The sequence below is a fragment of the Streptomyces toxytricini genome, from assembly GCF_014649915.1.
Lineage (GTDB): Bacteria > Actinomycetota > Actinomycetes > Streptomycetales > Streptomycetaceae > Streptomyces > Streptomyces toxytricini.
The window spans coordinates 180,981-204,657 of record NZ_BMTY01000012.1 but is presented as its reverse complement, the minus strand read 5'-3'; the positions used below and the strand labels follow the sequence as shown (position 1 = coordinate 204,657).

Sequence of the window (23,677 nt, the reverse complement as noted above, 5' to 3'; positions counted from 1 at the left end):
TCGTCTGTGAGGTAAGGCTCACTCGGAACTATCGCGATCTATCGTGTCTGGCTAGACTGCTGTCATGGACCTGGAAAAGCACCCCGCCGCGCCTGCTGCCCCCGCCGCGCCGGCGGCCCCGGCCCCGCCGGCGGCCCCGGCCCCAGGCGGCCTGCGTGCCTCCGACGCCGACCGGGACCGGATCGCGCGCATCCTGGCCGACGCCGTCGCCGAGGGCCGGCTCACGCCGGACGAGCACTCCGAGCGCCTCGACTCCCTGTACGCCCGCAAGACCGTCGCCGAGCTGGACGTCCTGGTCCAGGACCTGCCCGCACCGGGAGCCGCCCCCGCGTCCGCCGCGGCCGCGCACGCCCCCGCGTACGCCGGCACCGGCTCCGGCGTGCGCCCCGGCCCTTCCGAGACGGTCGTCGCCGTGTGCAGCAGCAGCGCCCGCAAGGGCCGCTGGCGGCCGCCGGCGCACACCCGGGCCGTCTCCGTCATGGGCGACATCAGCATCGACCTCACCCAGGCCGTCTTCGAGCAGCAGGTCACCGAGATCGAGGTGGCGTGCGTCCTCGGCAACGTGGAGGTCCTGGTCCCGGAGAACATCACCCTCCGCGGGCACGGCAGCGGCGTCCTCGGCAACTTCGAGGTCAGCGGCAGCGGCACCGACAGCGTCGACCCGAACGCGCCCGTCGTGATCATCCGCGGCTTCGCCCTGCTCGGGAACATCGAGGCCCGCCCGAAGCTCGGCTCCCGCCTCGTCGACCTCGCCCGCAGGCTCCGCAAGGACCTCCGCTAGACGCCGGACACCGGACACCGACCGGTCCCGCGGTCGTATTTCGGTCTACTTCCGGCGGAGTCCCGGCAGCGCCGCACGCAGTGCATAGGGGCGCGCACAGCGGGTAGGGACAGGTGCATCGTCTCTCGCTTGCGTATCCGTCGTCAGGAGTAGACCGTGCAGCATCCGCCGCATCAGTCCCTGCAGGTAGCCGCCGTACCGGGCCTTCAGGCGCGTCCGACAGCCGTGCCGAGGCCGCGGGTGCCGGCGCGGCAGGAAGAGGACGGCCCCTGGCACGCGGAGGCGGTGTGCCGCCGGGACGAAGCGGGACTGTTCTTTGCCCCGTCCAAGGAGCCCACCGCGGCCAGGCTCTCCCGTGAGGAGGCCGCCAAGCGGGTGTGCGCGCGCTGCCCGGTGATGGTCGCCTGCCGTGAGCACGCGCTGCTGCAGCCCGAGCCGTACGGTGTCTGGGGCGGGCTCACCGCCGCCGAGCGGCGCGTCGTGCTCGCCCGCAGGCGCCGCCGCGCGGCCGAACTCCGCCAGACCCCGGGCGCGGGGACGATAGCCGCCGCGGGCTGAGCCCCGCACACGGCCACGCGAGAGGGGCGGTCCCGCCGCACACGGGAACCGCCCCTCTCGCTGTGCCGGCGCAGCCGCCGGCCCGGGTGCGCTCGTACGGGCGCTCCAGCCCCTACTGGGCCCGGTCGAAGTCGATCGCGCTGTACGCGCGCAGCTTCGACAGGCGGTGCGTGGAGTCGATCTTGCGGATCGTGCCCGACTTCGAGCGCATGACCAGGGAGGACGTCGTCGCGGTCTCCGAGCGGTAGTGCACGCCGCGCAGCAGCTCGCCGTCCGTGATGCCGGTGGCGACGAAGAAGACGTTGTCGCCGGACACCAGGTCGTTCGTGGTCAGGACGCGGTCCAGGTCGTGGCCCGCGTCGATGGCCTTCTGGCGCTCCGCCTCGTCCTTGGGCCACAGCTTGCCCTGGATGACACCGCCCAGGCACTTGATGGCGCAGGCCGAGATGATGCCCTCCGGGGTGCCGCCGATACCCATCAGGAGGTCGACGCCGGTATCCTCGCGGACCGCCATGACGGAGCCGGCGACGTCGCCGTCGGAGATGAACTTGATGCGGGCGCCCGTCTCGCGGATCTCCCGGACGATGCCCTCGTGACGGGGGCGGTCCAGGATGACGACGGTGACGTCCTCGACTGCCATGTTCTTGGCCTTCGCGACGCGGCGGATGTTCACCGACACCGGGGCGTTGATGTCGACGAAGTCGGCCGCCTCCGGGCCCGTGACCAGCTTCTCCATGTAGAACACCGCGGACGGGTCGAACATGGTGCCGCGGTCCGCGGCCGCCAGCACGGCGATCGCGTTCGGCATGCCCTTGGCGTTCAGGGTGGTGCCGTCGATCGGGTCGACGGCGATGTCCACCTCGGCGCCGGAGCCGTCGCCGACCCGCTCGCCGTTGTAGAGCATCGGGGCTTCGTCCTTCTCGCCCTCGCCGATGACGACGACGCCGTTCATCGAGACGGTGGAGATCAGGGTCCGCATCGCGTTGACCGCCGCACCGTCGGCGCCGATCTTGTCGCCGCGCCCGACCCAGCGGCCCGCGGCCATGGCGGCGGCCTCGGTCACCCGGACGAGCTCCAGGGCGAGGTTGCGGTCGGGGGCCTCGGGGGCGACTTCGAGCTGGGGCGGCAGGTTGTGCTCGGTCATCGGAGCGCACCTTTCTGTACGACGACGGCCGGGAAGGTGAGGGTGTGGGAACTCTATCGTCACGTCGACAAACTGAGCAGACCGGGTCACGTATGAGCGGGTTATCGGTCGAGGGTTTGGCCTGAGCGGACGCCTTGCGCATGCCTCGGACACGGCTTGCGCATGCCTCGGGCGCGGCTTGCGTACGGCTCACGTACGGCGCCCCCCGGCGCGCCGCGCGGCCGGCGCACCCACCCCGGCGGTGATCGCCGCCGGCGATGGGGGACGATGGGTGCGTGGCAGGTATGAAGGGCAAGCAGACAGTCTGGGACATGGTCCGGTCGCTGGCGGTCATCGGTGTGGTCGTGGCGGGGATCTACATGTTCGTCCCGCACGACGACGAGGCCGATCCGACGCACGTCGTCGACTACCGGGTGGAAACGCTCACCGCCCGGCGCGCGGCGCCGTACCCCCTCGCGGCGCCGGTGGGCCTGCCGGAGGAGTGGCGGGCGACCTCGGTGAAGTTCGACCGGCGCGAGGCGCACCGCTGGCACCTCGGCTTCCTCGACCCGCAGAACCAGTACGTCGCCGTAGAGCAGTCGAGCGACGCCTCGGCCGGATACCTGTCCAAGGTCACCCAGAAGGCGAAGGCCACCGGGCGGACGCAGCAGGTCGGCGGCCTGGAGTGGGAGCGCTGGGAGGGCGAGAAGTACGACGCCCTGGTCCGGCAGGAGCAGGGCCACGTCACGGTGGTGACCGGAACCGCGCCGTTCGAGGACCTCGGCCGGATGGCGGCGGCGCTGGAGTTCAAGAAGGCCTAGCAGGGCGGGCGGCCCGCGCGCACGCGGAAGGCCCCGCACCCCGGGGGACCGGGGTGGCGGGGCCTTCTGCTTGGCGCGGGCGGGGCCGTCAGACGGTGGTGATGACCTCGTCGATGCCCAGGCGCGGGCCGCGCGGGTGCCAGGCGTCCGGGCCGGGCTTGCCGATGTTGACCACCATCAGCGGGGTGTGGTCGTCGTCCAGGAACTCCTTCTGGACGCCCGCGTAGTCCAGGCCGCCCATCGGACCCGCGGCCAGGCCGGCGGCGCGGACGCCGACGATGAAGTACGCGGCCTGCATGGCGGCGTTCATCACGGCGGACTGCTCGCGGGCCGGGCGCTCGCTGAAGAAGACGTCCTTGGCCTGCGGGAAGTGCGGCAGCAGGGTCGGCAGCTCCTCGTGGAACTCGTTGTCCGCGGAGAGGATCGCGACGAGCGGCGCGGCGGCGGTCTTCGCCTGGTTGCCCTCGGCCATCAGGTTCACGAGGCGCTCGCGGGCCTCGGGGGAGCGCACGAGCGTGATGCGCAGCGGCGTCGAGTTGAAGGCGGTGGGGCCGTACTTGACCAGGTCGTAGATCGCCTGGACCTGCTCCTCGGTCACCGGCTCGTCGGAGAAGGTGTTGGCGGTGCGGGCCTCGCGGAACAGGAGGTCCTGCGCGGCGGGGTCAAGAACGAGGGACATGGGAAAGCCTTCTTCCATGCGGAGAGGTGCAGCGATGCACTGACTGTACGCCGAAACTAGTCGAATTTTCAACTAAATCCGGCCACCGGTGGCTCGCATCACCCTCCGGCCCCTCGGAGGCCGGGCTTCCGCCCGTGCCCTCCTCAGTCCTCCCGGCCCTCCCCCGCCTCCTCGCGCGCGGCGATCGCCGAGTCCAGCCGGGCGCGGGCGCCCTCCAGCCAGCGCCGGCACACCGCCGCCAGTTCCTCGCCCCGCTCCCAGAGCGCGAGCGACTCCTCCAGCGAGGTGCCTCCGGCCTCCAGCCTGCGGACGACCTCGATCAGCTCGTCGCGGGCCTGCTCGTAGCCCAACGCCGTGTTCTCTGCTGCCATTCCCATTCCGCCTCGGATCTCGTCCACCCAGGTGCAACACGCACATGATTCGTCAAGTCGGCCTGACCGCCCGCCCGGTCGGCGCGCTCCCGCGGCCGGCCCGTCCGGCCGCCGCCCGGCCCGTTCAGCCGCCCGCCGCCGGCCCGCCTTCGGCCACCCGGACGCGGAACTCGCCCTCCGCGACCCGCGCCCGCAGCTCCTCGCCCGGCGGGGCCTCCTCCGGCGAGCGCACCACATGCCCGTCGGCCCGCTGGAGCACCGCGTACCCGCGCTCCAGCGTCGCCGCCGGCGACAGCGCCACCACCCGCGCCAGCGTGTGCGCCAGCTCCGAGTCGGCCCGGTCCAGCAGGTGCCGCAGCGTCCGCCGGCTCCGCCCCAGCAGCGCCTCCAGCTCGTCCTCGCGGGTCTCCACCATCCGCTGCGGGTGCACGAAGACCGGCCGCGCCAGCGCGTGCGCCAGCCCCCGCTCCTCCCGGTCGAGCAGCGCCCGTACGGCGCGCAGGCCCCGCCCCCGCAGCTGCTGCACCCGCTCCAGCTCCTCGCCCACGTCCGGTACGACCTTCTTGGCCGCGTCCGTGGGCGTCGAGGCCCGCAGGTCGGCGACCAGGTCCAGCAGCGGCGAGTCCGGCTCGTGCCCGATCGCCGACACGACCGGCGTGCGCGCCGCGGCGACGGCCCGGACGACCTCCTCGTCGGAGAACGGCAGCAGGTCCTCCACGCTGCCGCCGCCGCGCGCCACGATGATCACGTCGACCTCGGGCAGGTCGTCGAGCTCCTTGACCGCCTGGACCACCTGCGGCACCGCGTGCACGCCCTGCACCGCGACGTTGCGCACCTCGAAGCGGACCGCCGGCCACCGCCGGCGCGCGTTCTCCAGCACGTCCCGCTCGGCGGCCGACGCCCGCCCCACCACCAGCCCGATCAGCTGCGGCAGGAACGGCAGCGGCTTCTTGCGGTCCAGCGCGAACAGCCCCTCCGAGGCCAGCGACCGCTTGAGCCGCTCCAGCCGCGCCAGCAGCTCCCCGATCCCGACCGGCCTTATCTCCGCCGCGCGCAGCGACAGCTGGCCGCGCGGCGCGTACCACTCGGGCTTGGCCAGGACCACCACCCGCGAGCCCTCGGTCACCGCGTCCGCGACGTCGTCGAAGACCTGCCGGAAGCAGGTCACGCCGATCGACACGTCGTGCGCGGGGTCGCGCAGCGTCAGGAACACCACCCCCGCCCCCGGCCGCCGCGAGAGCTGGGTGATCTGCCCCTCCACCCACACCTGGCCGAGCCGGTCGATCCAGCCCCCGATGAGCCGGGACACCTGGCCGACGGGCAGCGGCGCCTCGGCCGACGTATTCAGACCCATGCAGGCAGGCTAGCCGCCCGCACCGACACCGTCTGCCGCGCCCGCGCCGCGGCCTGCCCCGCCGCCGCGCCCGGTGGGCGTACCGGCTGCCCGGCACCCCCGTACGATGGACCGCATGAGTGCTGCCGCCGCCCCTGCTCCCGCTTCCCGCCGCGTCCTGCTCGCCGCCCCGCGCGGCTACTGCGCCGGCGTGGACCGAGCCGTGATCGCCGTCGAGAAGGCCCTGGAGCAGTACGGGGCGCCGGTGTACGTCCGCCACGAGATCGTGCACAACAAGTACGTCGTCGAGACCCTCCGCAAGAAGGGCGCCATCTTCGTCGAGAAGACGGAGGAAGTCCCCCCGGGCAACATCGTGATGTTCTCGGCGCACGGCGTGGCCCCCGTCGTGCACGAGGAGGCGGCCCGCGGCAGGCTCGCCACGATCGACGCGACCTGCCCGCTCGTCACGAAGGTCCACAAGGAGGCCGTCCGGTACGCCAAGGACGACTTCGACATCCTCCTCATCGGCCACGAGGGCCACGAGGAGGTCATCGGCACCTCCGGCGAGGCCCCGGACCACATCACGATCGTCGACGGCCCCGACGACGTCGACAAGGTCGTCGTCCGCGACGAGTCCAAGGTCGTCTGGCTGTCGCAGACGACCCTGTCCGTCGACGAGACGATGCAGACGGTCGACGCGCTCAAGACCAAGTTCCCGCTGCTGGTCTCCCCGCCGAGCGACGACATCTGCTACGCCACCTCCAACCGGCAGGCCGCCGTCAAGGCGATGGGCGCCGACTCCGACCTGGTGATCGTCGTCGGCTCGAAGAACTCCTCCAACTCCATCCGCCTCGTCGAGGTCGCCCTCGACGCCGGCGCCCGCGCCGCCCACCTCGTCGACTACGCCAGCGAGATCGACGAGGCCTGGCTGGACGGCGTCACCACCGTCGGCCTGACCTCCGGCGCCTCCGTCCCCGAGGTCCTCGTCGAGCAGGTGCTCGAATGGCTGGCCGAGCGGGGCTTCGCGGACGTCGAGATCGTCAAGACCGCCGAGGAGTCGATCACCTTCTCGCTGCCGAAGGAGCTCCGCCGGGACCTGCGCGCCGAAGCCGCGGGCCTGGTCGCAGACCAGTAGCGGTTTCCGTACCGTGAGTCCATGCAGCTATTCGGTGTGGACATCGGCGGTACGGGGATCAAGGGCGCGCCCGTGGACCTCGACCGCGGCGACCTGGCGCAGGAGCGCCACAAAGTGCTGACACCGCAGCCGGCGACCCCCGAAGGGGTGGCCGGCTGCGTCGTCGAGGTGGTCCGCCACTTCGGCTGGGACGGCCCCGTCGGGGTGACCTTCCCCGGCGTCGTCACCGGCGGCACGATCCGTACGGCCGCCAACATGGACCCGGGGTGGATCGGCGTCGAGGCGGCGGACCGGCTCTCGCAGCGGCTCGGCGGCCGGCCCGTCACCGTCCTCAACGACGCCGACGCGGCCGGGGTGGCGGAGATGGCGTACGGCGCAGGCAAGGGGCGCGGCGGCACCGTCATGATGCTGACGCTCGGCACCGGCATCGGCAGCGCCCTCTTCACGGACGGCCACCTCGTCCCCAACACCGAGCTCGGACACCTGGAGCTCAAGGGGCACGACGCGGAGAAGCGCGCCTCGGTCAAGGCCAAGGAGGACCAGGACCTCACCTGGGAGCGGTGGGCGCGCCGGCTGGAGAAATACCTGGCGCACGTGGAGATGCTGTTCTCCCCGGACCTCTTCATCCTCGGCGGCGGCGTCAGCCGCAAGCCGGAGAAGTTCCTGCCGCTGATCGAGGGGATCCGGGCCGAGATCGTCCCGGCGGTGCTGCAGAACAACGCGGGGATCGTCGGCGCGGCGATGGCGGCGCGGACGTCGGCGCCGCGGTAGGGGAGGGGGCGGGGGCGGCGGCTGCCGCCGGCCGGGCGGCCGGTCAGCCGGCCCGGCGGGGGACCCGCCGCCGCCCCATCAGCACCGCCTTGCGGACGACCGCGATGAGCGCGGCGGCGAGCGTGCCCGCGTACAGCCAGCCGGCGTGCAGCGACAGCGCGGAGACCACGCCCATCACCTGCGCGCCGAAGCCGCCCGAGTCCCCGGAGATCGGCCAGACCCCGGCGGCGAAGGCGATCGGTGCGGAGATCGGCGCGGTCACCAGGTCGGCGGGCCGCACCCACAGGGCCGTCGCGGACGCCACCGGCACGAACAGCAGCCCGTACACGAACAGCGAGCCGCCGAACAGCAGCCAGACGATCCCGGCGACGAGCAGCATCGACGCGCACGCGAAGAGCCCGCCGCCCAGCCCCGTCAGCCGCGGCCTCGGCAGCCGGCCGTGCCGCACCGGCAGGGGCCGCGGCCGCCCGCCGCCCTGCGCGGGCACGCCGGCCGCTGCGGGCCCGCCGCGGGCGGGCCGCCGCGGCTGCTGTCGCTGCGGGTGATCCGCCGAACGCGTCCTGTATGGCTCCACCCCACCAAACTAGGCGCGGCGGGCCCCCGATCCGTGCGGGGACACGCGTACATCGACCGGCGCCCATCGGAAAGTAAACTGTCCGGTGGCCCGCGCCCGGGCCGTCGCCCCCTCCAGCTACGGGAAGTCGCCAACGTGTCGCTCACGATCGGAATCGTCGGCCTGCCGAATGTCGGCAAGTCGACCCTGTTCAACGCCCTGACCAAGAACGACGTGCTGGCGGCCAACTACCCGTTCGCCACCATCGAGCCGAACGTCGGCGTCGTCGGCGTGCCCGACCCCCGCCTCGCCGTCCTGGCCGGGATCTTCAAGTCGGAGCGCATCCTCCCGGCGACCGTCGACTTCGTCGACATCGCGGGCATCGTCCGCGGCGCGTCGGAGGGCGAGGGCCTGGGCAACAAGTTCCTCGCGAACATCCGCGAGTCGGACGCGATCTGCCAGGTCATCCGCGCCTTCAAGGACGAGAACGTCGTCCACGTCGACGGCAAGGTCTCGCCGAAGGACGACATCGAGACGATCAACACCGAGCTGATCCTCGCCGACCTCCAGTCCATCGAGAAGGCCGTCCCGCGCCTGACGAAGGAGGCCCGCCTCCAGAAGGACAAGGTCGCGGTCCTGGCCGCCGTCGAGAACGCGAAGACGATCCTCGAGGCCGGCGACACCCTCTTCTCGAAGGGCATCACCAAGGGCACCGAGCAGGGCGACCTGCTGCACGAGCTGCACCTGCTGACGACGAAGCCCTTCCTGTACGTCTTCAACGTCGACGAGGACGAGCTGACGGACGACGCCTTCAAGGCGGAGCAGTCCGCGCTGGTCGCCCCGGCGGAGGCCATCTTCCTCAACGCCAAGCTGGAGGCGGACCTCGCCGAACTGGACGACGAGGAGGCCCTGGAGCTCCTCCAGTCCGTCGGCCAGGAGGAGCCCGGCCTGGCCACCCTCGGCCGCGTCGGCTTCACCACCCTGGGCCTGCAGACCTACCTGACGGCGGGCCCGAAGGAGACCCGCGCCTGGACGATCAAGAAGGGCGCCACGGCCCCCGAGGCGGCGGGCGTGATCCACACGGACTTCCAGCGCGGCTTCATCAAGGCGGAGGTCATCTCCTTCCAGGACCTGGTCGAATGCGGCTCGGTGGCCGAGGCCCGCGCGAAGGGCAAGGCGCGCATGGAGGGCAAGGACTACGTCATGCAGGACGGCGACGTGGTGGAGTTCCGCTTCAACGTCTGAGCGTGTGAATCAGCACCACGTCGCCCACCGGGCAAACACGCAGGTGCAGAAGGGCCCGCCTCCTCGGAGGTGGGCCCTTGGTCTTTGCCCGTGCCGGGACGGTGCCGGGACAGCTGACCGCCCATCAGGCGTTCACCCTCCCTTGCGGGCTTTACATGGTCCGCAGACCGCTGATCTGCCCGGGTCAGGCGTCGTAGACGGTGGAGCGTGGCCGACGTGGACGACCCACACCACGAGTTCTCCGTTGTCGACGGTGTAGACGACTCGGTAGTCGCCGACTCGCAGGCGGCGCCGTTCCGGTTGGGACACGGGCGCGGTGGTGTTGAAGCCGAAGGGGTCGCCCTCCAGCTGCGTCAGCTTGGCGAGGATGCGCAGTGCCATGCCGCGAGGGATCTTGCGAAGCTCGGCCTGCGCCTCGGGGCGGAAGACGGTTCGGTACTCACTCACCGCGCGCCAGCGTCTCCCTCATGACGTCCTCGAGGGGGGTGCCGGGCGCGGGGTTGGCCATGCGCTCGTCAATGATCCGGTTGATCTCGCGCTCTTCCCACTCCTGGTACTTGCGCAGCACCTCGATGGAGACGACGGCGGCGACTTCCTTGCCCCGGCGTGTGATCACCGTGGGCACGTCGTCGCGGTCGGCGCGATCGACGACCTCCGCCAGGTGCGCACGCACGTCGCGGATGGACTCCATGGGCAGTGGCTGCGTCATGCCCTCAAGCGTACCGAGTGTCCCATGTGTACACAATGGCTTTGGCGGAGCCGGCTCCCTTCGCCGTGGCTGAGCGTGCTGGACATGCCGGATAGCCGGCACCGTGCTGGACGGGTGCTGGACATGGGCTGCGAAGTCGACGTTTTCGCAGGCGAGAGCGCTTTGCTGAATGTTCCGCTTCAACGTCTGAGCGTGTGAATCAGCACCACGCCTTTTCAGCTGCTTCGGGGCGGTGTGAGCTTGTCGAGGTCCAGGGTGATCTCGAAGGGCACCGGGCGCTGGAGGGTCCCTCGGAAGATCCCGGCGGGCGCGTAGGCGCCAGTCGGTTCGTCGAGCTCGTAGACGTGGACCACGGGCGCCCCGTCCTCTTCCTCGATGCACCAGTAGTGCGGGATGCCGGCCTCTGCGTACTTGCGGAGCTTCACCGTGCGATCGCGATGGGCGGACTCGGGTGACACGGCCTCCACGACGAGCTTCACGTGCTCCGGGGCGTACCAGGTGCGGTCGGGGTCGTAGGGCAGGTCCGTCAGCAGGAGGTCCGGCTCGGGGCGGTTGCGGGCATCGAGGCGGATCGTCATCTCCCGCTCGACCTCGAGGCCGACCGGTGCCTGGGCCATCAGCGTGGTGGTCAGGGCGGTGACGAGACGGCCGTGCCAGGCCCGTTGCGGCGACATCATGAAGACGAGGGCTCCGTCGATGAGCTCGGTGTGGCGGGGTGCCTCGGGGAGGCGGTCGAGGTCCTCCGCGAACCAGCCTTCCGCGCGCGGCGGGCGCATCCAGTCGGGCAGTGCGGTCATGGCTTCACGGTAGCGGCCCGGACGACCGGAAGGCCCGCCTCGCCAGAGGTGGGCCTTCCGGCTCCGGTCGGATCCCGTCTTCCTCGTCCTGTGCGGGGGGTGCGGTGGGCCGGTTGCGGCCGTGCGAGGAGTCCCGGTAGTGCGGAGGCGGCATGTCGTCCTCGGCCGTCACCGGCCCCCGGACCGCCGACTGGCTTGTGGCCCGCTCAGCGGCGGCGGTCGCGGCGGCGGGCGGACCAGCTGTCGGCGAAGTCGCACTGGAGGTCGGTCCAGTGGTGCAGGTCCGCCGGAGTGCCGGGGGAGCGGCCCAGGTGGTGCATGGCTTGCGTCCATCGGTCCCAGAGGCCGCCGGGTTCCGGGAAGCGGTCGGCGTGGTGGGTGTCCAGGCGGGCGTCGAGGCGGAGGAGGGCGCCGAGTGCGGTCGGCTGGTCGTAGTCCAGGTCGGTGCGCGGGAGGTAGCGGTCGAGGTACGTCGAGACGATCTCGGCGTCCGCCGGGGTGTCGAGGCGGGCCAGCGCGAAGCAGTAGGCGCCGCCGGCGTAGGGTGCCTCGCTCGCCAGGAGCAGGTCGCCGATGCGGGTGCGGAACGGGGCGCGGCGGTCTATGCCGATCAGCCAGGCGGCGGTGAGGCGTGAGCGCCACCCCTGGGCGAGGAGGGCTTCCAGCTCGGTGCCGGTGATCGCGGCGGCGTCGTCCAGGAGGTGGCGGGTGAAGCGGGCAGTGTGCCACCAGCGGGGACTCAGGTAGCGGCCGCTGTTCAGGGCCAGGTAGCGCGGTACGCCCCCGTAGAGCCTTGATACGTAGGTGTCGCGTACGTCCGTCACCGTTGCAGTGTGGTGGCAGGGGGCAGGCGGCGGGCCAGGGTTTCGGGCCGCCCGGCGGCGCGGCCGGGCGGCCCGCCGTCGGTCAGAGGCCGCGGACTTCCGCGACCGAGAAGGTCGTGGGGTCGCCGTTGTCGCCGGCCGGGCCGCCCTTGTCGAACTGGGAGCGGACCACCAGGGTGCGGCCGCGGGTGCGGGTCAGGGTGGTCGGGATCTGCAGGGACGGGTCCGTGAGCGTGCGGACCAGGCGGGCTCGGGTGCCGTCCCCGTTCGTGCGCCAGCGGGTCAGGGTGTTCGTCGTGTTGTGGACGACGCGGAGGGCGCCGTCCGCGGCGAGGTCGATGCCGTCGCCGTTGAGGACGTTCCCGCCCTCGAGGGCGACACGCGTGATCGCGCCGCTGCGCAGGTCGATGCGGAACAGCTCGCCCGCGATCATGTCGACCGTCAGCAGGTGGCGGCCGCGCGGGTCGGCCGTGATGCCGTTGAGGCTGAACCGGCGGCCCGGGACGGGGGCCAGTTCTGCCGTGACGTCGTACGCCGGGTGCAGGGTGCCGCCGCCCTCCGCTAGTTGTGCGCGGGTGACCCGGTAGACCACGGCCCGGGCGCTGTCCGTGAGGTACGCCGTCCCGTCCGGGGTGATCGCCACGTCGTTGACGAAGCGCGGACCGGTGCCCGGGACGTCGAAGCGGGCCAGGCGGGCCCCGGAGCGGGTGTCGTACACCGTGACGCCGGCGGTCGAGTCGGTGACCCACAGGCGGCCGCGGTCGTCGACGCGCAGGCCGTTCGCCGTGCGGCGGCCGTCCGTGCCCGCCGGCAGGAACACCTCGGCGCGGGACCGCCCGGGCAGGGTCCGGTAGACGGTGCCGTCCGCGTACGAGCCGACGTACACGGTGCCGGTGCGCGGGTCGGCGGCTATGCCCTCGGGGTAGACCCGTTCGCCGGGGAGCGTGAAGGCGGTGGAGACGCGGGCGTGCGGCGCCGCCGTGTGAGCGGACGGCTCGACCGGTGCGGCGGCCGCCGCCGGGCCCATGCCGGCCGACGCCAACGCAGCCAGCGCGATCAGCGCCACGGCCGGTTTCTTGTTCTTGGGAGACAGCATGATGTGACCTCTGTTTGTTCGGTGGGTGCGAACTTATGTTAGAGGTCTAATGAAAGGCAAGGGGCTTAGGATGGCCCGCATGACCTCCATGTCCCCCGAGGAGCGGATCGGCTCGCACGTCAAGCGGGCCGAGCAGGCGCTGCTCGCGGCGAAGAACGCCGCGCTCAGGCCCGCCGGGGTGACGGTCCCCCAGTACGCGGCCCTCCTCTGGCTCGCCGAGAAGCCCGGCATCTCCGCCGCCGCCCTCGCGCGGCTGTGCGGGGTGACCCCGCCGACCATGACGACCGTGCTGAAGAACCTCCAGGAGCGCGGCTTCGTCGAGCGCAGCCCCCACGAGTGGCACCGCAACGTCCTGGAGACCCGCCTCACCCCCGAGGGCCGGGCCGCCCTGGAGCAGGCCGACGCCGGCGCGGTGCGGGTGGAGCGGGCGCTCGCCGCCGCCTTCACCGACGAGGAGCGGGAGCTGCTGGTCCGGCTGCTGGGGCGGTGTGCCGAGGTGCTCGACGCCCAGAGGTGACAAGGGGGCGGGGGGTTCTTCCGGGCCGCGGTCGGGCCAGGTTTTTTGCCGCGTTCGGGAACTGACTCCGCCGTTCGCACATCAGAACCAGGGGGAGTCCAGCCGTTTGTCCCAGCCCCGGGGGCAGCCATGACCGTTCGGAGCCAAGTTCGTGCACCAGTACCCGCAGCGCCCGCGGCCTGACGACCAGCCGCACCCGCAGCACAGGCCCGCCGGGCCGTACGAGGCCCGGCAGCCGCAGGCACCGCAGGGCTACCCGCAGCAGCCGCAGCAGCCGTACGCCCCGCAGGGCGCGCCCTACGGCGCCCCGTACGGCGAGTACGAGCAGCCGCAGCAGTACCAGGCCGGCCCCCCGGTCCCGCCGCCGCCCGGCCCGCGCCCCCACCCGGACGGCGGCGACCGGTACGACGACGGGTACGAGGACGCGTACGACGACGAGCCGCGTCCCCGCCGCTCGCGCCGCGCGATATGGATCAGCGCCGTCGTGGTGCTCGCCCTGCTGCTCGGCGGCGGCGGCTTCGCCGCCTGGAAGCTGGAGTGGTTCTCCGGCAACGGCGAGGCCGTCAGCTTCGGCAAGACCCCTGCCTCCGGCTCCGGTGGCGAGGCCGGCAAGGCGGGCGGCGCGCCGACCGAGGCCGCGCCCAGCGGCGACCCGGACGTGCAGATGCCGACCGGCCCGAAGGCCCAGTTCAAGCAGACCGCCAAGCTCGACGACGGCACGATCGTCGCCAAGACGACGCTGGTCGGCGCCAAGTCCGGCTTCACCGGCGACGTGTGGGTGTGGGCGCCCAAGCAGTACGACGACCCGAAGTACGCCAAGAGCGGCTTCCCGGTGCTGATCGCGCTGCCCGGCGGCGAGGGCTACCCGACCAACTACTGGGCCGACCGCAGCCTCGGCCTGCACAAGGCGATCAGCGACGGCGTCGCCGCAGGCACCAGCCTGCCGTACGTCGTGATCATGCCCGTGCTGAACCCCGACAACAAGTACTACTACGACGGCTCCGACATCCCCGGCCAGCCCAAGATGGGCACCTGGATGGCCGAGGACGTCCCGAACTTCGCCAAGGCGAACTTCCGCACCTACAAGTCCCGCGACGGCTGGGCCTTCATGGGCTCCTCGTCCGGCGCCTTCGTCGGCATGAAGACCGTCCTCCAGCACCCGGACAAGTTCAAGGCCGTGATCGCCAGCGGCGGCGAGATCGTCCCGGACTCCCCGCTGTGGAAGGGCCACCAGGCGGAGATGGACGCGAACAACCCGGAGAAGCTCGCCAAGAAGCTGATCGACCGCAAGGGCCCGGAGGTGTACATCAACTTCCAGATCGGCACCAAGGAGGGCGGCAAGGACCGGATGGTCAAGTTCCAGCAGGAGTACGGCAAGGGACCGGTCAAGACCACCATCCGCGACATCCAGAACGGCGAGCACAACGGCTGGCACTACGTCCGGGGCATGAAGGAGGGCTCCCTGGAGTGGATCAGCAAGGTGCTCAAGGCGCCCAAGCCCGAGGCCGGCTGACCCTGCCCCCGGGATCCGCAGGACGCCGCGGCCCCGTCGCCCCCCGCGGGCGGCGGGGCCGCCGCTGTTCGCGCGCCCCACGTCACACCCGTCCCAGGCAACCCTCCCCGTCGTTGATCCCTCTGTAAGGGGTGTAAGGGGGACCGATCGGTCCGACCCCGCGCCCCCTGCGGGCGCCGGAGAGGGAACGGGACAATTCCGTGCAGCATGACCAGCTTCAGGGCGAGCGCCGCGACGCGGCCGGGGAAGGCCCCGTGACCACGGGCCGCCCCCGCCCCAGGCGCCTGCGCAGGCTCCTGATCGGCGGCGGGCTCGCCTTCGTGCTCACCGCCGGCGGCGGCGCGGCCGCCTACAAGTTCGGCCTCTTCTCGGACATAGGGGATCCCATGTCCTTCGAGAAGACCAAGAAGCCCGCGGCGGCGGCCGCCGAGGCCGTCCCCTCCGGGGTCAGCCTGCCGACCGGCCCGAAGGCCTCGTTCATCCGCACCAGCCGCCTGCCGGACGGAACGCAGATCGCCAAGACGACCCTGAAGGGACCGAAGTCCGGGTTCACCGGCGACGTGTGGGTGTGGGTCCCCAAGGAGTACGACGACCCCCGGTACGCCAAGAGCGCGTTCCCGGTCCTGATCTCCCTGCCGGGCGGCCGCGGCTACCCGAAGAACTACTGGGGCACCGGACCCGGCCTCGGCCTCCAGCAGGCGGTGGCCGACGGGGTGAAGACCGGGAAGAGCCTGCCCTTCATCCTCGTCATGCCGGTGATCAACGCCGACACCAAGAACCACTTCGACGGCTCGGACATCCCCGGGCAGCCGAAGATGGGCACCTGGATGGCGGACGACGTCCCCGACTTCACCCGCGCCAATTTCCGCACCTTCACCTCCCGCGACGGGTGGGGCTTCATGGGCTCCTCCTCGGGCGGCTTCGGCGCCTTCAAGCACGTCCTGAAGCACCCCGACCGCTTCAAGGCGGTCATCGCGAGCGGCATCGACATCGTCCCCGACTCCCCGCTGTGGAAGGGGAACAAGAAGGCGATGGACGAGAACAACCCGGAGAAGCTCGCCGCCCGGCTGATCGCGGCCGGCGGCCCGGACGTCTATGTCAACTTCCAGATCGGCACCGCCGAGTCCGGCCGCGACAAGGCCGAGAAGTTCATGAAGGAGTACGGCAGGGGCCCCGTGCACACCCGGCTGCAGGTGATCCAGGATGGTGAGCACAACGGAAAGTCGTATGTGCGCGGCATGAGGGAGGGCTCCCTGGAGTGGATCAGCAAGGTGATGTCTGCACCGACCCCCGACCCCGGCGTGCGCTGACCGCCGTGAGGCGGGGGGCGTCCGCGGCGGCGGCCGCCGGGGTGGCGGCCGCCCTGGCCGTCGCCTTCGCCCAGGCGGTGGACGAGGACGCCGGCGCCGTCCACCCCTTCCCCGGGGTCGGCGTGCTCATGGCGAACGGGGAGCACTGGTGCACGGCGAGCGTCGTCGACAGCCCCAAGGGGACGGTCGTCGCGACCGCCGCGCACTGCGTGGCCCCGGCCGGGGAGGACGGCGAGCCGGGCGAGGTCGCGCACGACGGCCGCGAGATCGGCGACCTGTCCTTCGCGCCGGCCTTCACCGGTGAGGGGCCGGGCCGGCAGCCGCTCGGAGTGTGGAAGGTCAAGGCCGTCCACGTCGACGAGCGGTGGACGCGGTGGGGCGAGGACACCGCCGACTACGCCTTCCTCAGCGTCGAGCCGGACGAGGACGGCCGGACCGTCCAGCAGGCCGTCCAGGAGGCGGTCGGCGGCGCCCGGGAGGCGCCCGTCCCGGACTGGACCTCCGGGTACGAGCGAGAGGTCACCGTCGTCGGCTACCCGGAGTCGGCCCGCAACCCGGAGAACCGGCCCGTCTCCTGCTCCACCCGGACCGCCCACGACGAGGACGACCCGGCGATGCTGTACATCGGCTGCGCCGGCTTCTGGACGGGCACCAGCGGCAGCCCCTTCATCGCCGACCGGGGCGGCCCGGGCAGCCCCGGCCACCTGATCGGCGTACTGAGCGGCGGGGACACGGACGTCGACTCCACCGCGGCGCTCTTCGACGAACGGGCCCGGGCGCTGTACGAGCGGGCCGCGCAGGACTGACGGCAGGCGCCCCGGCCGCCCGGCCGGCCCGTCCCGTTCAGCCCTGGAGCAGGCCGTTCAGCGTCCCGTACGGCAGGGCGTCGGCGACCGCGGTGTACGTGCCGTGCGCGAGGAGCTCCTCCGCGGCGCGCCGCACGACGCCGTACGCGGCCTCCGCCACCCGGGAGCCGAGGCTGACCCGGGCCGCGCCGAGGGCGCCGAACGCGGCGACGGACGGGTCGCCGGGGCCGGCCAGCACGTTGAGGGGGGCGTCGATCCCCTTGGCGAGCTCGGCGACGACGGCCGGGTCGGTGGTGCCGGGCACGAAGATGCCGGAGGCGCCCGCGCGCAGGTAGGCGGCGGCGCGGGCCAGGGTCTCGTCGAGGCGGCCCGCGGGGTCGCCGAGGCCGAACAGGTAGGTGTCGATGCGGGCGTTGACGTACAGCGGGATCCCGGCCGCGTCGGCGGCGGCCCGGGCGGCGGCGACGCGCTCGGCGTGCTCGGCGGGGGCGCGGCCCCCGTCCTCGATGTTGATGCCGACGGCGCCGGAGGCGAGGACCGCGGCGACGGTCTCCCCGACGCCCGCCGGGTCGGCGGCGAAGCCGCCCTCGATGTCGGCGGTGACGGGCACGGAGACGGCGGAGGCCACCCGGGCCACCAGGTCGACGGCCCGGTCGCGGGCCAGCGCGTCCCCGTCGGGCGCGCCGAGGGACCAGGCGACGCCGGCGCTCGTCGTGGCGACGGCGGGGGCGCCGGCGGCCTCGACGATACGGGCGCTGACGACGTCCCAGGCATTGGCCAGGGCCAGCGGGGCGGCGGGGTCGTGGAGGTCCGCGAAGCGGCGGGCGAGGTCAACGGCAGTGGTCATGCCACCAGTTGACCAGCTGCCGGGCCGCCGCGGCTGGCGGTTTTCCGACACGTACGCCGCCACCCGCGGCCGGACCGGCCCGCAAGGCCGCCGCGCCGGGCGACGGCACCGGCCGGCGCCGCGCCCTGCCGCCCCCCGCCCGCCCCTCAGGCTGCCGGCGACGCCTTCAGGCCCGCCCCGCACAGCGGCAGCACCGCCGTCCGCCCCTGCAGCGGGTTCGACGGGGCGCCGGGGCCGACCGCGGCCCAGCAGGCGGCAGCCGTCGGCTCGACGAAGAGGCCGCGCCCGGCCAGGTCCCGGTGGGCGGCGTCGAGGGCCTCCTCCGAGACGGTCAGGAAGGTGCCGCCGGACTTCCGCACCGCGGCCAGGATCTGGCGGGCCCGCGGCGGCGCCGGGATCGCGATCCCCTCGGCGAGGGTGGGCCGCTGCCCGACCGGGCCGGCGTCCTCGGCGCCGGCCGCGAACGCCTGCGCCAGCGGGGACACCGCCTCCGCCTGCACCGCGAACAGGGCCGGCGGGCGCACTCCGCGCCGGGCCAGCTCCTCCGCGGCCAGGGCGGCGCCCAGCAGCAGGGTGCCGTTGCCGACGGGGAGCACGAGGACCTCGGGCAGCCGGCCGCCGAGCTCCTCCCACACCTCGTAGGCGTACGTCTTGGTGCCGTGCAGGAAGTACGGGTTGTACACGTGGCTGGCGTAGAAGACGCCCGGCAGGTCCGCCTCCGCGCGCGCCGCGGCCGCGGCGGCCTCGCGGCCGCCCGGAACCACCCGTACCGCCGCGCCGTGGGCGCGCATCTGGCCGGTCTTCTTCTCGGAGGTGCCCTCGGGCACGAAAATTTCACAACTCAGCCCGGCCCGCGCGCAGTACGCCGCCACGGCCGTTCCGGCGTTGCCGCTGCTGTCCGCGACGACCCTCTCGGGGCCCAGCCGCCGGGCCACTTCGGCGAGCATCACCGCGCCGCGGTCCTTGAACGACAGGGTGGGCATCAGGAAGTCGAGCTTGGCGTGAATCCGCTCCCCGAGCGGGAGCAGCGGGGTGTTCCCCTCCGACATGGTCACGGAGAACGCCCCCGGCAGGGGCAGCGCGGACCCGAAGCGCCACAGGGAGTTGGGCCCGGCCTGCGGGTCGAGGGCGCTGGCCGGATCCGGTGCGAAGTCGAGGTCCCAGGGGCCGCCGCAGACGGGGCAGCACCACGGTGCGGTCCGCACGTCCGCGCGGGTGCCGTCGTCGGAGCAGACGTAGCCGGGGATTGCGTGCGTCATGTGCGGAGCACCTTTGCTCTTTCATGGCCGTTGTATGGCACGGATGTTACGCGTCCGCCGTCCCCTTGTGGGATGCCGACGGGCTGGGCCAACCTTTCGACAGGCGGTGCCGGGCCGGGCGTCCCCAGTCTTGTCATGTCCATGGCTTGGCGTCCGCCGTTCCGCCGCCATCCCCAGAGCTCCACCGACGAGGAGGACCCCCCACATGTCCATGCGTCGCACCCGCCGGAAGGCCGCCGCCGCCGGCGTGACCGCCGTCGCGGCCCTCGCGCTCGGCGCCGCCGCCGCGCTCCCCGCGTCCGCGGCCGACCGGGCCCCCCAGGGCGTCATCGAGAACGCCGGCGCCCCCGGCGCCGTGGCGGGCAGCTACATCGTGACCCTGAAGGACTCCGCCGCCCGCTCCACCGCCGAGAGCGGCAAGGCCGTCGCCCGCAAGTACGGGGCGACCATCGACCGCACCTACAGCGCCGCGCTCAACGGCTACTCCGTCGAGGTCTCCGAGGCACAGGCCCGCAAGCTCGCCGCCGACCCGGCGGTCAAGTCGGTCGTGCAGAACCGGGTCTTCACCGTCGACGGCGCCCAGGGCACCCAGCCCAGCCCGCCGTCCTGGGGCCTGGACCGCATCGACCAGCGGGCCCTCCCGCTGAACAACAGCTACACGTACCCCGACAAGGCCGGCGAGGGCGTCACCGCCTACATCATCGACACCGGCGTGCGCATCACCCACTCGGACTTCGGGGGCCGCGCCTCCTACGGCTACGACGCCGTCGACAACGACAACACCGCCCAGGACGGCCACGGCCACGGCACGCACGTCGCCGGCACCGTCGCCGGCGGCGCGTACGGCGTCGCCAAGAAGGCCAAGATCGTCGGCGTCCGCGTGCTGAACAACCAGGGCTCCGGCACGACCGCCCAGGTCGTCGCGGGCATCGACTGGGTGACCCGCAACGCCGTCAAGCCGGCCGTCGCCAACATGTCCCTCGGCGGAGGCGCCGACTCCGCGCTCGACACCGCCGTGCGCAACTCGATCGCCTCCGGCGTCACGTACGCGGTGGCCGCGGGCAACGAGAGCACCGACGCGAGCACGAAGTCCCCGGCCCGCGTCGCCGAGGCCATCACGGTCGGCGCCACCACCAGCACGGACGCCAAGTCCAGCTTCTCCAACTACGGAAGCATCCTCGACATATTCGCCCCCGGCTCCTCCATCACCTCCGCCTGGGCCACCGGGGACACCGCCACCAACACCATCTCCGGCACCTCGATGGCCGCGCCGCACGTCGCGGGCGCAGCCGCCCTGCACCTGGCGGACAACCCCGCGAGCACGCCCGCCCAGGTCTCCCAGGCCCTCACCGCCGCGGCCACCCCGAACGTGGTGACCGGCCCCGGCTCCGGCTCCCCGAACCGCCTGCTCTACGTCGGCGGCGGCACCACCACGCCTCCCGGCCCGCGCTTCGAGAACTCCGCCGACTACGCGGTCAACGACAACGCGACCGTCGAGTCCCCGGTCACCGTCAGCGGCGTGCCCGGCAGCGCCCCGGCGGCCCTGACCGTCGCGGTCGACATCAAGCACACCTACATCGGCGACCTCAAGGTCGACCTGGTCGCCCCCGACGGCACCGCCTACAACCTGCACAACCGCTCGGGCGGCAGCGCGGACAACATCATCCGCACCTTCACAGTGAACGCCTCCTCGGAGACCGCGAACGGCACCTGGAAGCTGCGCGTGAACGACAACGCGAACCTCGACACCGGCAAGATCGACTCGTGGGCGCTGCAGTTCTGATCCGGTACGGGGCCGCCTGCGGCCCGACCGGCACCTGCTGAGCCCGGAACCGCCCGCAGGGGCGCCGGGCGGGCGGCGGGGGCGACCGACACCGCGGTCGCCCCCGCTGCGTACTATTTCGCGCATTCGCCTCCGCACCCCCGGGATGGAGTCCCGCGCCCGTGAGCACCCCGCCGCCGCCCGCCTGGCCGCCGCCGCACCGCCGGCCGGCGGCATCGCCGCAGGCGGAAGGGGACGCGGAGCTGAACGGGTTCGCGCCGGCCTCGCTGCTCGTCGGGCTGCTGTGCCTGCCGCCGCTCGGCATCGTCCTCGCGGTCGTGGCGCTCGTACAGATCTCCCGCAAGGGCGAGCGCGGCCGGCCGCTGGCCCTCGCAGGCCTCGCCGTGTCGCTGGTGACCACCGCCGCCGCCCTGTTCACCGTCGCGCAGGCTGCCGGTCCGCTCTTCGAACGGCTCGACGCCCTGGAGCAGTACGAGAGCGTGGCGGGCGAGCTGACCGTCCCCGAGGAGCTCCAGGCCGGCGACTGCTTCAACGTCCCCGGCGGCGACCTGCTCGACGAGGACCCGCTCTTCTACCGGATCGACTGCGCCGAGGTCCACCAGGGCGAGGTGACCTCCTCGACACTGCTCGGCCAGCCGGCGTTCCCCGGCGGCCGCAAGGTCAAGCGCAGTGCCGCGGAGGCCTGTTGGCGGGCGCAGGACGCGTACGCCATGGACACCTGGGCCCTGCCCCCGTACGCGGACATGTTCTACTTCGCGCCTTCCCGCGAGTCGTGGGGTGACGGGGACCGGCACCTGCTGTGCGTCCTCGGCACCGCCGAGGTGGAGCACCGCGGCAGCCTCCGCAGGGACGCCGGCATGCTGCGGCCCGACCAGGCGGCCTACCTCGGCGCGGCGAACGAGGCGGAGCTGGCCCGCAGCGGCGCCCCGGACGAGGACCTCGACGAGGCGCTCCCCGCGTACCGGGAGTGGGCCCGGTCGGTGGAGCGGGCGCTGGCCCGCGAGGCGGCGGTGCTCCGGGAGGCGCTGGCGCGGCCGGAGCTCGCGGAGCCCGCCGGGATCCGGCTGAAGGAGGTCGAGGCCTCCCGGGCGGAGTGGCAGAGGGCCGGGGAGGCCGTCCGCCCGGACGACTTCCGCGAGGCGTGGGAGCGGGCCGCGCGGGTGCCGACCGTGGCGGCGGAGCGGAACCTGCGCGGGGCGTACGGGCTCGCGACGACGGTGCCGGACTGGCTGGAGGAGCGGCCGGAGCCGGGCGGCCCGGCGGAGCCGGACGAGGCACCCGAGGAGGCACCCGAGGAGGACCCGGAAGCCGATCCGGATGCCGGTCCGCGGCCGGAGCCGGCGCGGCGCCGGCCTGGCGGGGGCACCGTGCTGCACGGGATCTGACCGACGGTTTGACTGACCTGCTTTCATCACTTCGGGTGAAACACTGGCCTTTGCTTGCGGCGTACAACCGACCGTTGCCAGGGTGTTGCTGTCTGTCAACCTGATGGGAGTGCCCAGTGGCTTTCGGTGAGCAGCCGGCCTATCTCCGCGTCGCCGGGGATCTCCGACGGAAGATCGTCGACGGCTCCCTGCCCCCGCACGCCCGCCTCCCCTCCCAGGCCCGGATCCGCGAGGAGTACGGGGTCTCCGACACCGTGGCGCTGGAGGCCCGCAAGGTCCTGATGGCGGAGGGCCTCGTCGAGGGCCGCTCCGGATCGGGGACGTACGTGCGGGAGCAGCCCGTGCCCCGGCGGGTGGCCCGCTCGGGGTACCGCTCGGGCGGGCCCTCCACCCCCTTCCGGCAGGAGCAGGCGGAGGCGGGCGCGCGCGGCACCTGGGAGTCCGCCAGCGAGCAGACCGCGGCGCCCGCGCCGATCGCCGAGCGCCTCGGCATCGAGCCGGGGGAGCGCGTCATGCGGACCCGGTACGTCTTCCGCGACGCCGGCGAGGCGATGATGCTGTCCACCTCCTGGGAGCCGCTGGCGCTCACCGGCCGGACCCCCGTCATGCTGCCGGAGGAGGGACCGCTGGGCGGCTCGGGCGTCGTGGACCGCATGGCCGCCATCGACGTGGTCGTCGACAACGTGGTCGAGGAGGTCGGTGCGCGGCCCGGCCTCGCGGAGGAGCTGACGGTGCTCGGCGGCGTCCCCGGGCACGTCGTCCTGGTGATCGGCCGCACCTACTACGCCTCCGGCCGCCCCGTGGAGACCGCCGACGTGGTCGTGCCGGCCGACCGCTACCGGCTCGCCTACCACCTGCCCGTCCGCTGAGGCCCCGCCGGGCGGGCCCGGCAGTCCGGGTGGGTCGGCGGTTCGGCGGGCGGGCCGGGGCGGCGGGTTTCGGTGCGATGGTGATCGCCCGGTCCTGCGCCGACGCCCCGGCACAGCGCCCCTTGCGCGCCCCGGCGCCGCCCCCGCACGCCCCGCGGATCCGCGGATCCCGCCGGTCCGGCCCGCCGCCGGGCCTGCGTGCGCCGGTCAGCGGCCGGCGCGCACGGCTCACTCGTACGCATGGCCGGATGCGTACGCCCGGCAGGTATCTCTTCGTAAAAACCTGTATCCGCTCAGTAAAGGTCGGGCGTAAGCTCGGGCATATGCGCAATGCGGTTTCCCGGGCAGGCGGTCCGGCTGCCCGGGCACGTGGATCGGCGGAGGGTGAAGCGCGATGAACGACAGCGGTGCCCTGCTTCCGTGGCTGGTCATACGTCAGGACGACAACGGCAACCGCTACCGGGTGGGCCGGTACCCCACCCGGGCCGAGGCCCAGAAGGTGGTCGAGAGCCTCGACCACCGAGGACACGAGCAGCTCTACTGGGTCGAGCGGATCGGCCAGACCGCCACGACGAACTGAGCATCACGGCAG

General features: G+C 73.0%; 25 protein-coding genes and 1 pseudogene. 14 read left to right on the top strand and 12 right to left on the bottom strand.

What is annotated here, in order from left to right:
* The first annotated feature begins 64 nt into the window (after positions 1-64).
* A complete protein-coding gene (locus tag IE170_RS17450; RefSeq protein ID WP_189810304.1) occupies positions 65-781 on the top strand; it encodes a DUF1707 SHOCT-like domain-containing protein in 717 nt (238 codons plus the stop codon).
* A gap of 156 nt (positions 782-937) precedes the next feature.
* Positions 938-1,339 carry a WhiB family transcriptional regulator gene (locus tag IE170_RS17445; protein WP_373299005.1) on the top strand — a complete coding sequence of 134 codons (402 nt, stop codon included), beginning with the start codon at positions 938-940 and terminating at the stop codon, positions 1,337-1,339.
* 112 nt (positions 1,340-1,451) lie between these two features.
* Here IE170_RS17445 and glpX read toward each other — a convergent pair whose 3' ends face one another.
* The gene (glpX, locus tag IE170_RS17440; RefSeq protein WP_189810302.1) at positions 1,452-2,483 is read right to left on the bottom strand and encodes a class II fructose-bisphosphatase; all 1,032 of its coding nucleotides are present in this window, start codon (positions 2,481-2,483) and stop codon (positions 1,452-1,454) included.
* A 284-nt stretch (positions 2,484-2,767) separates the two neighbouring features.
* On the opposite strand from glpX, the gene IE170_RS17435 reads away from it, so the two are divergent.
* Complete coding sequence (locus IE170_RS17435; RefSeq protein ID WP_189810345.1) at positions 2,768-3,283, top strand: DUF4245 domain-containing protein; 516 nt, start codon at positions 2,768-2,770, stop codon at positions 3,281-3,283.
* A gap of 88 nt (positions 3,284-3,371) precedes the next feature.
* Here the strand turns inward: IE170_RS17435 and IE170_RS17430 are convergent, their stop codons facing one another.
* The 3 genes from IE170_RS17430 to xseA form a co-directional block, all read right to left on the bottom strand.
* Positions 3,372-3,962, bottom strand: a complete 591-nt coding sequence (locus IE170_RS17430) for a malonic semialdehyde reductase (protein WP_125543863.1) — start codon at positions 3,960-3,962, stop codon at positions 3,372-3,374.
* 143 nt (positions 3,963-4,105) lie between these two features.
* Positions 4,106-4,333, bottom strand: a complete 228-nt coding sequence (locus tag IE170_RS17425; protein ID WP_189810301.1) for an exodeoxyribonuclease VII small subunit — start codon at positions 4,331-4,333, stop codon at positions 4,106-4,108.
* A gap of 124 nt (positions 4,334-4,457) precedes the next feature.
* The gene (xseA, locus tag IE170_RS17420) at positions 4,458-5,687 is read right to left on the bottom strand and encodes an exodeoxyribonuclease VII large subunit (protein ID WP_189810300.1); all 1,230 of its coding nucleotides are present in this window, start codon (positions 5,685-5,687) and stop codon (positions 4,458-4,460) included.
* 106 nt (positions 5,688-5,793) lie between these two features.
* Between xseA and IE170_RS17415 the strand changes: the two genes are divergently transcribed.
* Both IE170_RS17415 and ppgK read left to right on the top strand, forming a co-directional pair.
* Positions 5,794-6,801, top strand: coding sequence for a 4-hydroxy-3-methylbut-2-enyl diphosphate reductase (locus IE170_RS17415; RefSeq protein ID WP_125543860.1), 1,008 nt, complete (start codon positions 5,794-5,796; stop codon positions 6,799-6,801).
* 21 nt (positions 6,802-6,822) lie between these two features.
* A complete protein-coding gene (gene ppgK / locus IE170_RS17410) occupies positions 6,823-7,572 on the top strand; it encodes a polyphosphate--glucose phosphotransferase (RefSeq protein ID WP_189810299.1) in 750 nt (249 codons plus the stop codon).
* A 43-nt stretch (positions 7,573-7,615) separates the two neighbouring features.
* Here the strand turns inward: ppgK and IE170_RS17405 are convergent, their stop codons facing one another.
* The gene (locus tag IE170_RS17405; RefSeq protein ID WP_189810298.1) at positions 7,616-8,146 is read right to left on the bottom strand and encodes a DUF6542 domain-containing protein; all 531 of its coding nucleotides are present in this window, start codon (positions 8,144-8,146) and stop codon (positions 7,616-7,618) included.
* A 135-nt stretch (positions 8,147-8,281) separates the two neighbouring features.
* Here IE170_RS17405 and ychF point away from each other — a divergent pair, with 135 nt between their 5' ends.
* On the top strand, positions 8,282-9,370 hold the full coding sequence (gene ychF, locus IE170_RS17400; protein ID WP_189810297.1) for a redox-regulated ATPase YchF: 1,089 nt from the start codon (positions 8,282-8,284) through the stop codon (positions 9,368-9,370).
* Positions 9,371-9,554: 184 nt separating this feature from the next.
* Here ychF and IE170_RS17395 read toward each other — a convergent pair.
* The 5 genes and pseudogenes from IE170_RS17395 to IE170_RS17375 form a co-directional block, all read right to left on the bottom strand.
* A pseudogene (locus tag IE170_RS17395) lies at positions 9,555-9,817 on the bottom strand (type II toxin-antitoxin system RelE family toxin).
* Entirely contained in the window at positions 9,810-10,079 is a 270-nt protein-coding gene (locus IE170_RS17390; protein WP_189810296.1) for a type II toxin-antitoxin system Phd/YefM family antitoxin, read from the bottom strand. Before IE170_RS17390 ends, IE170_RS17395 begins: the two are co-directional and overlap by 8 nt.
* 215 nt (positions 10,080-10,294) lie before the next feature.
* Positions 10,295-10,876, bottom strand: a complete 582-nt coding sequence (locus IE170_RS17385) for a Uma2 family endonuclease (protein WP_189810295.1) — start codon at positions 10,874-10,876, stop codon at positions 10,295-10,297.
* A gap of 206 nt (positions 10,877-11,082) precedes the next feature.
* Positions 11,083-11,700: a DUF6000 family protein gene (locus tag IE170_RS17380; RefSeq protein WP_189810294.1), complete on the bottom strand. Its 618-nt coding sequence runs from the start codon at positions 11,698-11,700 to the stop codon at positions 11,083-11,085.
* Between the two features lie 82 nt (positions 11,701-11,782).
* Positions 11,783-12,796, bottom strand: a complete 1,014-nt coding sequence (locus tag IE170_RS17375; RefSeq protein ID WP_189810293.1) for an SMP-30/gluconolactonase/LRE family protein — start codon at positions 12,794-12,796, stop codon at positions 11,783-11,785.
* Between the two features lie 79 nt (positions 12,797-12,875).
* Between IE170_RS17375 and IE170_RS17370 the strand changes: the two genes are divergently transcribed.
* The 4 genes from IE170_RS17370 to IE170_RS17355 all read left to right on the top strand — a co-directional run bounded on the left by IE170_RS17370 (position 12,876) and on the right by IE170_RS17355 (position 16,942).
* Complete coding sequence (locus IE170_RS17370; protein ID WP_189810292.1) at positions 12,876-13,313, top strand: MarR family winged helix-turn-helix transcriptional regulator; 438 nt, start codon at positions 12,876-12,878, stop codon at positions 13,311-13,313.
* A 151-nt stretch (positions 13,314-13,464) separates the two neighbouring features.
* On the top strand, positions 13,465-14,826 hold the full coding sequence (locus IE170_RS17365) for an alpha/beta hydrolase (RefSeq protein ID WP_308428411.1): 1,362 nt from the start codon (positions 13,465-13,467) through the stop codon (positions 14,824-14,826).
* Between the two features lie 200 nt (positions 14,827-15,026).
* Positions 15,027-16,136, top strand: coding sequence for an alpha/beta hydrolase (locus IE170_RS17360; RefSeq protein WP_189810291.1), 1,110 nt, complete (start codon positions 15,027-15,029; stop codon positions 16,134-16,136).
* A gap of 5 nt (positions 16,137-16,141) precedes the next feature.
* Positions 16,142-16,942: a trypsin-like serine peptidase gene (locus IE170_RS17355; RefSeq protein WP_229884873.1), complete on the top strand. Its 801-nt coding sequence runs from the start codon at positions 16,142-16,144 to the stop codon at positions 16,940-16,942.
* Positions 16,943-16,979: 37 nt separating this feature from the next.
* Here IE170_RS17355 and IE170_RS17350 read toward each other — a convergent pair whose 3' ends face one another.
* A complete protein-coding gene (locus tag IE170_RS17350; RefSeq protein ID WP_189810290.1) occupies positions 16,980-17,789 on the bottom strand; it encodes an isocitrate lyase/PEP mutase family protein in 810 nt (269 codons plus the stop codon).
* Positions 17,790-17,935: 146 nt separating this feature from the next.
* Positions 17,936-19,048 (bottom strand): pyridoxal-phosphate dependent enzyme, encoded by a 1,113-nt coding sequence (locus tag IE170_RS17345; protein ID WP_189810289.1) that lies wholly within the window; start codon positions 19,046-19,048, stop codon positions 17,936-17,938.
* A 211-nt stretch (positions 19,049-19,259) separates the two neighbouring features.
* Between IE170_RS17345 and IE170_RS17340 the strand changes: the two genes are divergently transcribed.
* The 4 genes from IE170_RS17340 to IE170_RS17325 all read left to right on the top strand — a co-directional run bounded on the left by IE170_RS17340 (position 19,260) and on the right by IE170_RS17325 (position 23,665).
* On the top strand, positions 19,260-20,831 hold the full coding sequence (locus IE170_RS17340; protein ID WP_373299008.1) for a S8 family peptidase: 1,572 nt from the start codon (positions 19,260-19,262) through the stop codon (positions 20,829-20,831).
* A gap of 161 nt (positions 20,832-20,992) precedes the next feature.
* Positions 20,993-22,216, top strand: coding sequence for a DUF4190 domain-containing protein (locus IE170_RS17335; protein WP_189810287.1), 1,224 nt, complete (start codon positions 20,993-20,995; stop codon positions 22,214-22,216).
* Positions 22,217-22,332: 116 nt separating this feature from the next.
* Positions 22,333-23,085, top strand: coding sequence for a GntR family transcriptional regulator (locus IE170_RS17330; protein ID WP_189810286.1), 753 nt, complete (start codon positions 22,333-22,335; stop codon positions 23,083-23,085).
* A 394-nt stretch (positions 23,086-23,479) separates the two neighbouring features.
* The gene (locus IE170_RS17325) at positions 23,480-23,665 is read left to right on the top strand and encodes an SPOR domain-containing protein (RefSeq protein ID WP_114053989.1); all 186 of its coding nucleotides are present in this window, start codon (positions 23,480-23,482) and stop codon (positions 23,663-23,665) included.
* Positions 23,666-23,677 lie beyond the last annotated feature (12 nt).

Bases quoted from the DNA above. Each gene is read 5' to 3' on its own strand.
- IE170_RS17390 (WP_189810296.1), bottom strand. From the start codon at position 10,079: ATGACGCAGCCACTGCCCATGGAGTCCATCCGCGACGTGCGTGCGCAC.
- IE170_RS17340 (WP_373299008.1), top strand. From the start codon at position 19,260: ATGCGTCGCACCCGCCGGAAGGCCGCCGCCGCCGGCGTGACCGCCGTC.
- IE170_RS17430 (WP_125543863.1), bottom strand. From the start codon at position 3,962: ATGTCCCTCGTTCTTGACCCCGCCGCGCAGGACCTCCTGTTCCGCGAG.
- IE170_RS17415 (WP_125543860.1), top strand. From the start codon at position 5,794: ATGGACCGCATGAGTGCTGCCGCCGCCCCTGCTCCCGCTTCCCGCCGC.
- IE170_RS17325 (WP_114053989.1), top strand. From the start codon at position 23,480: ATGAACGACAGCGGTGCCCTGCTTCCGTGGCTGGTCATACGTCAGGAC.
- IE170_RS17385 (WP_189810295.1), bottom strand. From the start codon at position 10,876: ATGACCGCACTGCCCGACTGGATGCGCCCGCCGCGCGCGGAAGGCTGG.
- IE170_RS17425 (WP_189810301.1), bottom strand. From the start codon at position 4,333: ATGGCAGCAGAGAACACGGCGTTGGGCTACGAGCAGGCCCGCGACGAG.
- IE170_RS17450 (WP_189810304.1), top strand. From the start codon at position 65: ATGGACCTGGAAAAGCACCCCGCCGCGCCTGCTGCCCCCGCCGCGCCG.
- xseA (WP_189810300.1), bottom strand. From the start codon at position 5,687: ATGGGTCTGAATACGTCGGCCGAGGCGCCGCTGCCCGTCGGCCAGGTG.
- IE170_RS17350 (WP_189810290.1), bottom strand. From the start codon at position 17,789: ATGACCACTGCCGTTGACCTCGCCCGCCGCTTCGCGGACCTCCACGAC.
- IE170_RS17375 (WP_189810293.1), bottom strand. From the start codon at position 12,796: ATGCTGTCTCCCAAGAACAAGAAACCGGCCGTGGCGCTGATCGCGCTG.
- glpX (WP_189810302.1), bottom strand. From the start codon at position 2,483: ATGACCGAGCACAACCTGCCGCCCCAGCTCGAAGTCGCCCCCGAGGCC.
- ppgK (WP_189810299.1), top strand. From the start codon at position 6,823: ATGCAGCTATTCGGTGTGGACATCGGCGGTACGGGGATCAAGGGCGCG.
- IE170_RS17345 (WP_189810289.1), bottom strand. From the start codon at position 19,048: ATGACGCACGCAATCCCCGGCTACGTCTGCTCCGACGACGGCACCCGC.
- IE170_RS17370 (WP_189810292.1), top strand. From the start codon at position 12,876: ATGACCTCCATGTCCCCCGAGGAGCGGATCGGCTCGCACGTCAAGCGG.
- IE170_RS17435 (WP_189810345.1), top strand. From the start codon at position 2,768: ATGAAGGGCAAGCAGACAGTCTGGGACATGGTCCGGTCGCTGGCGGTC.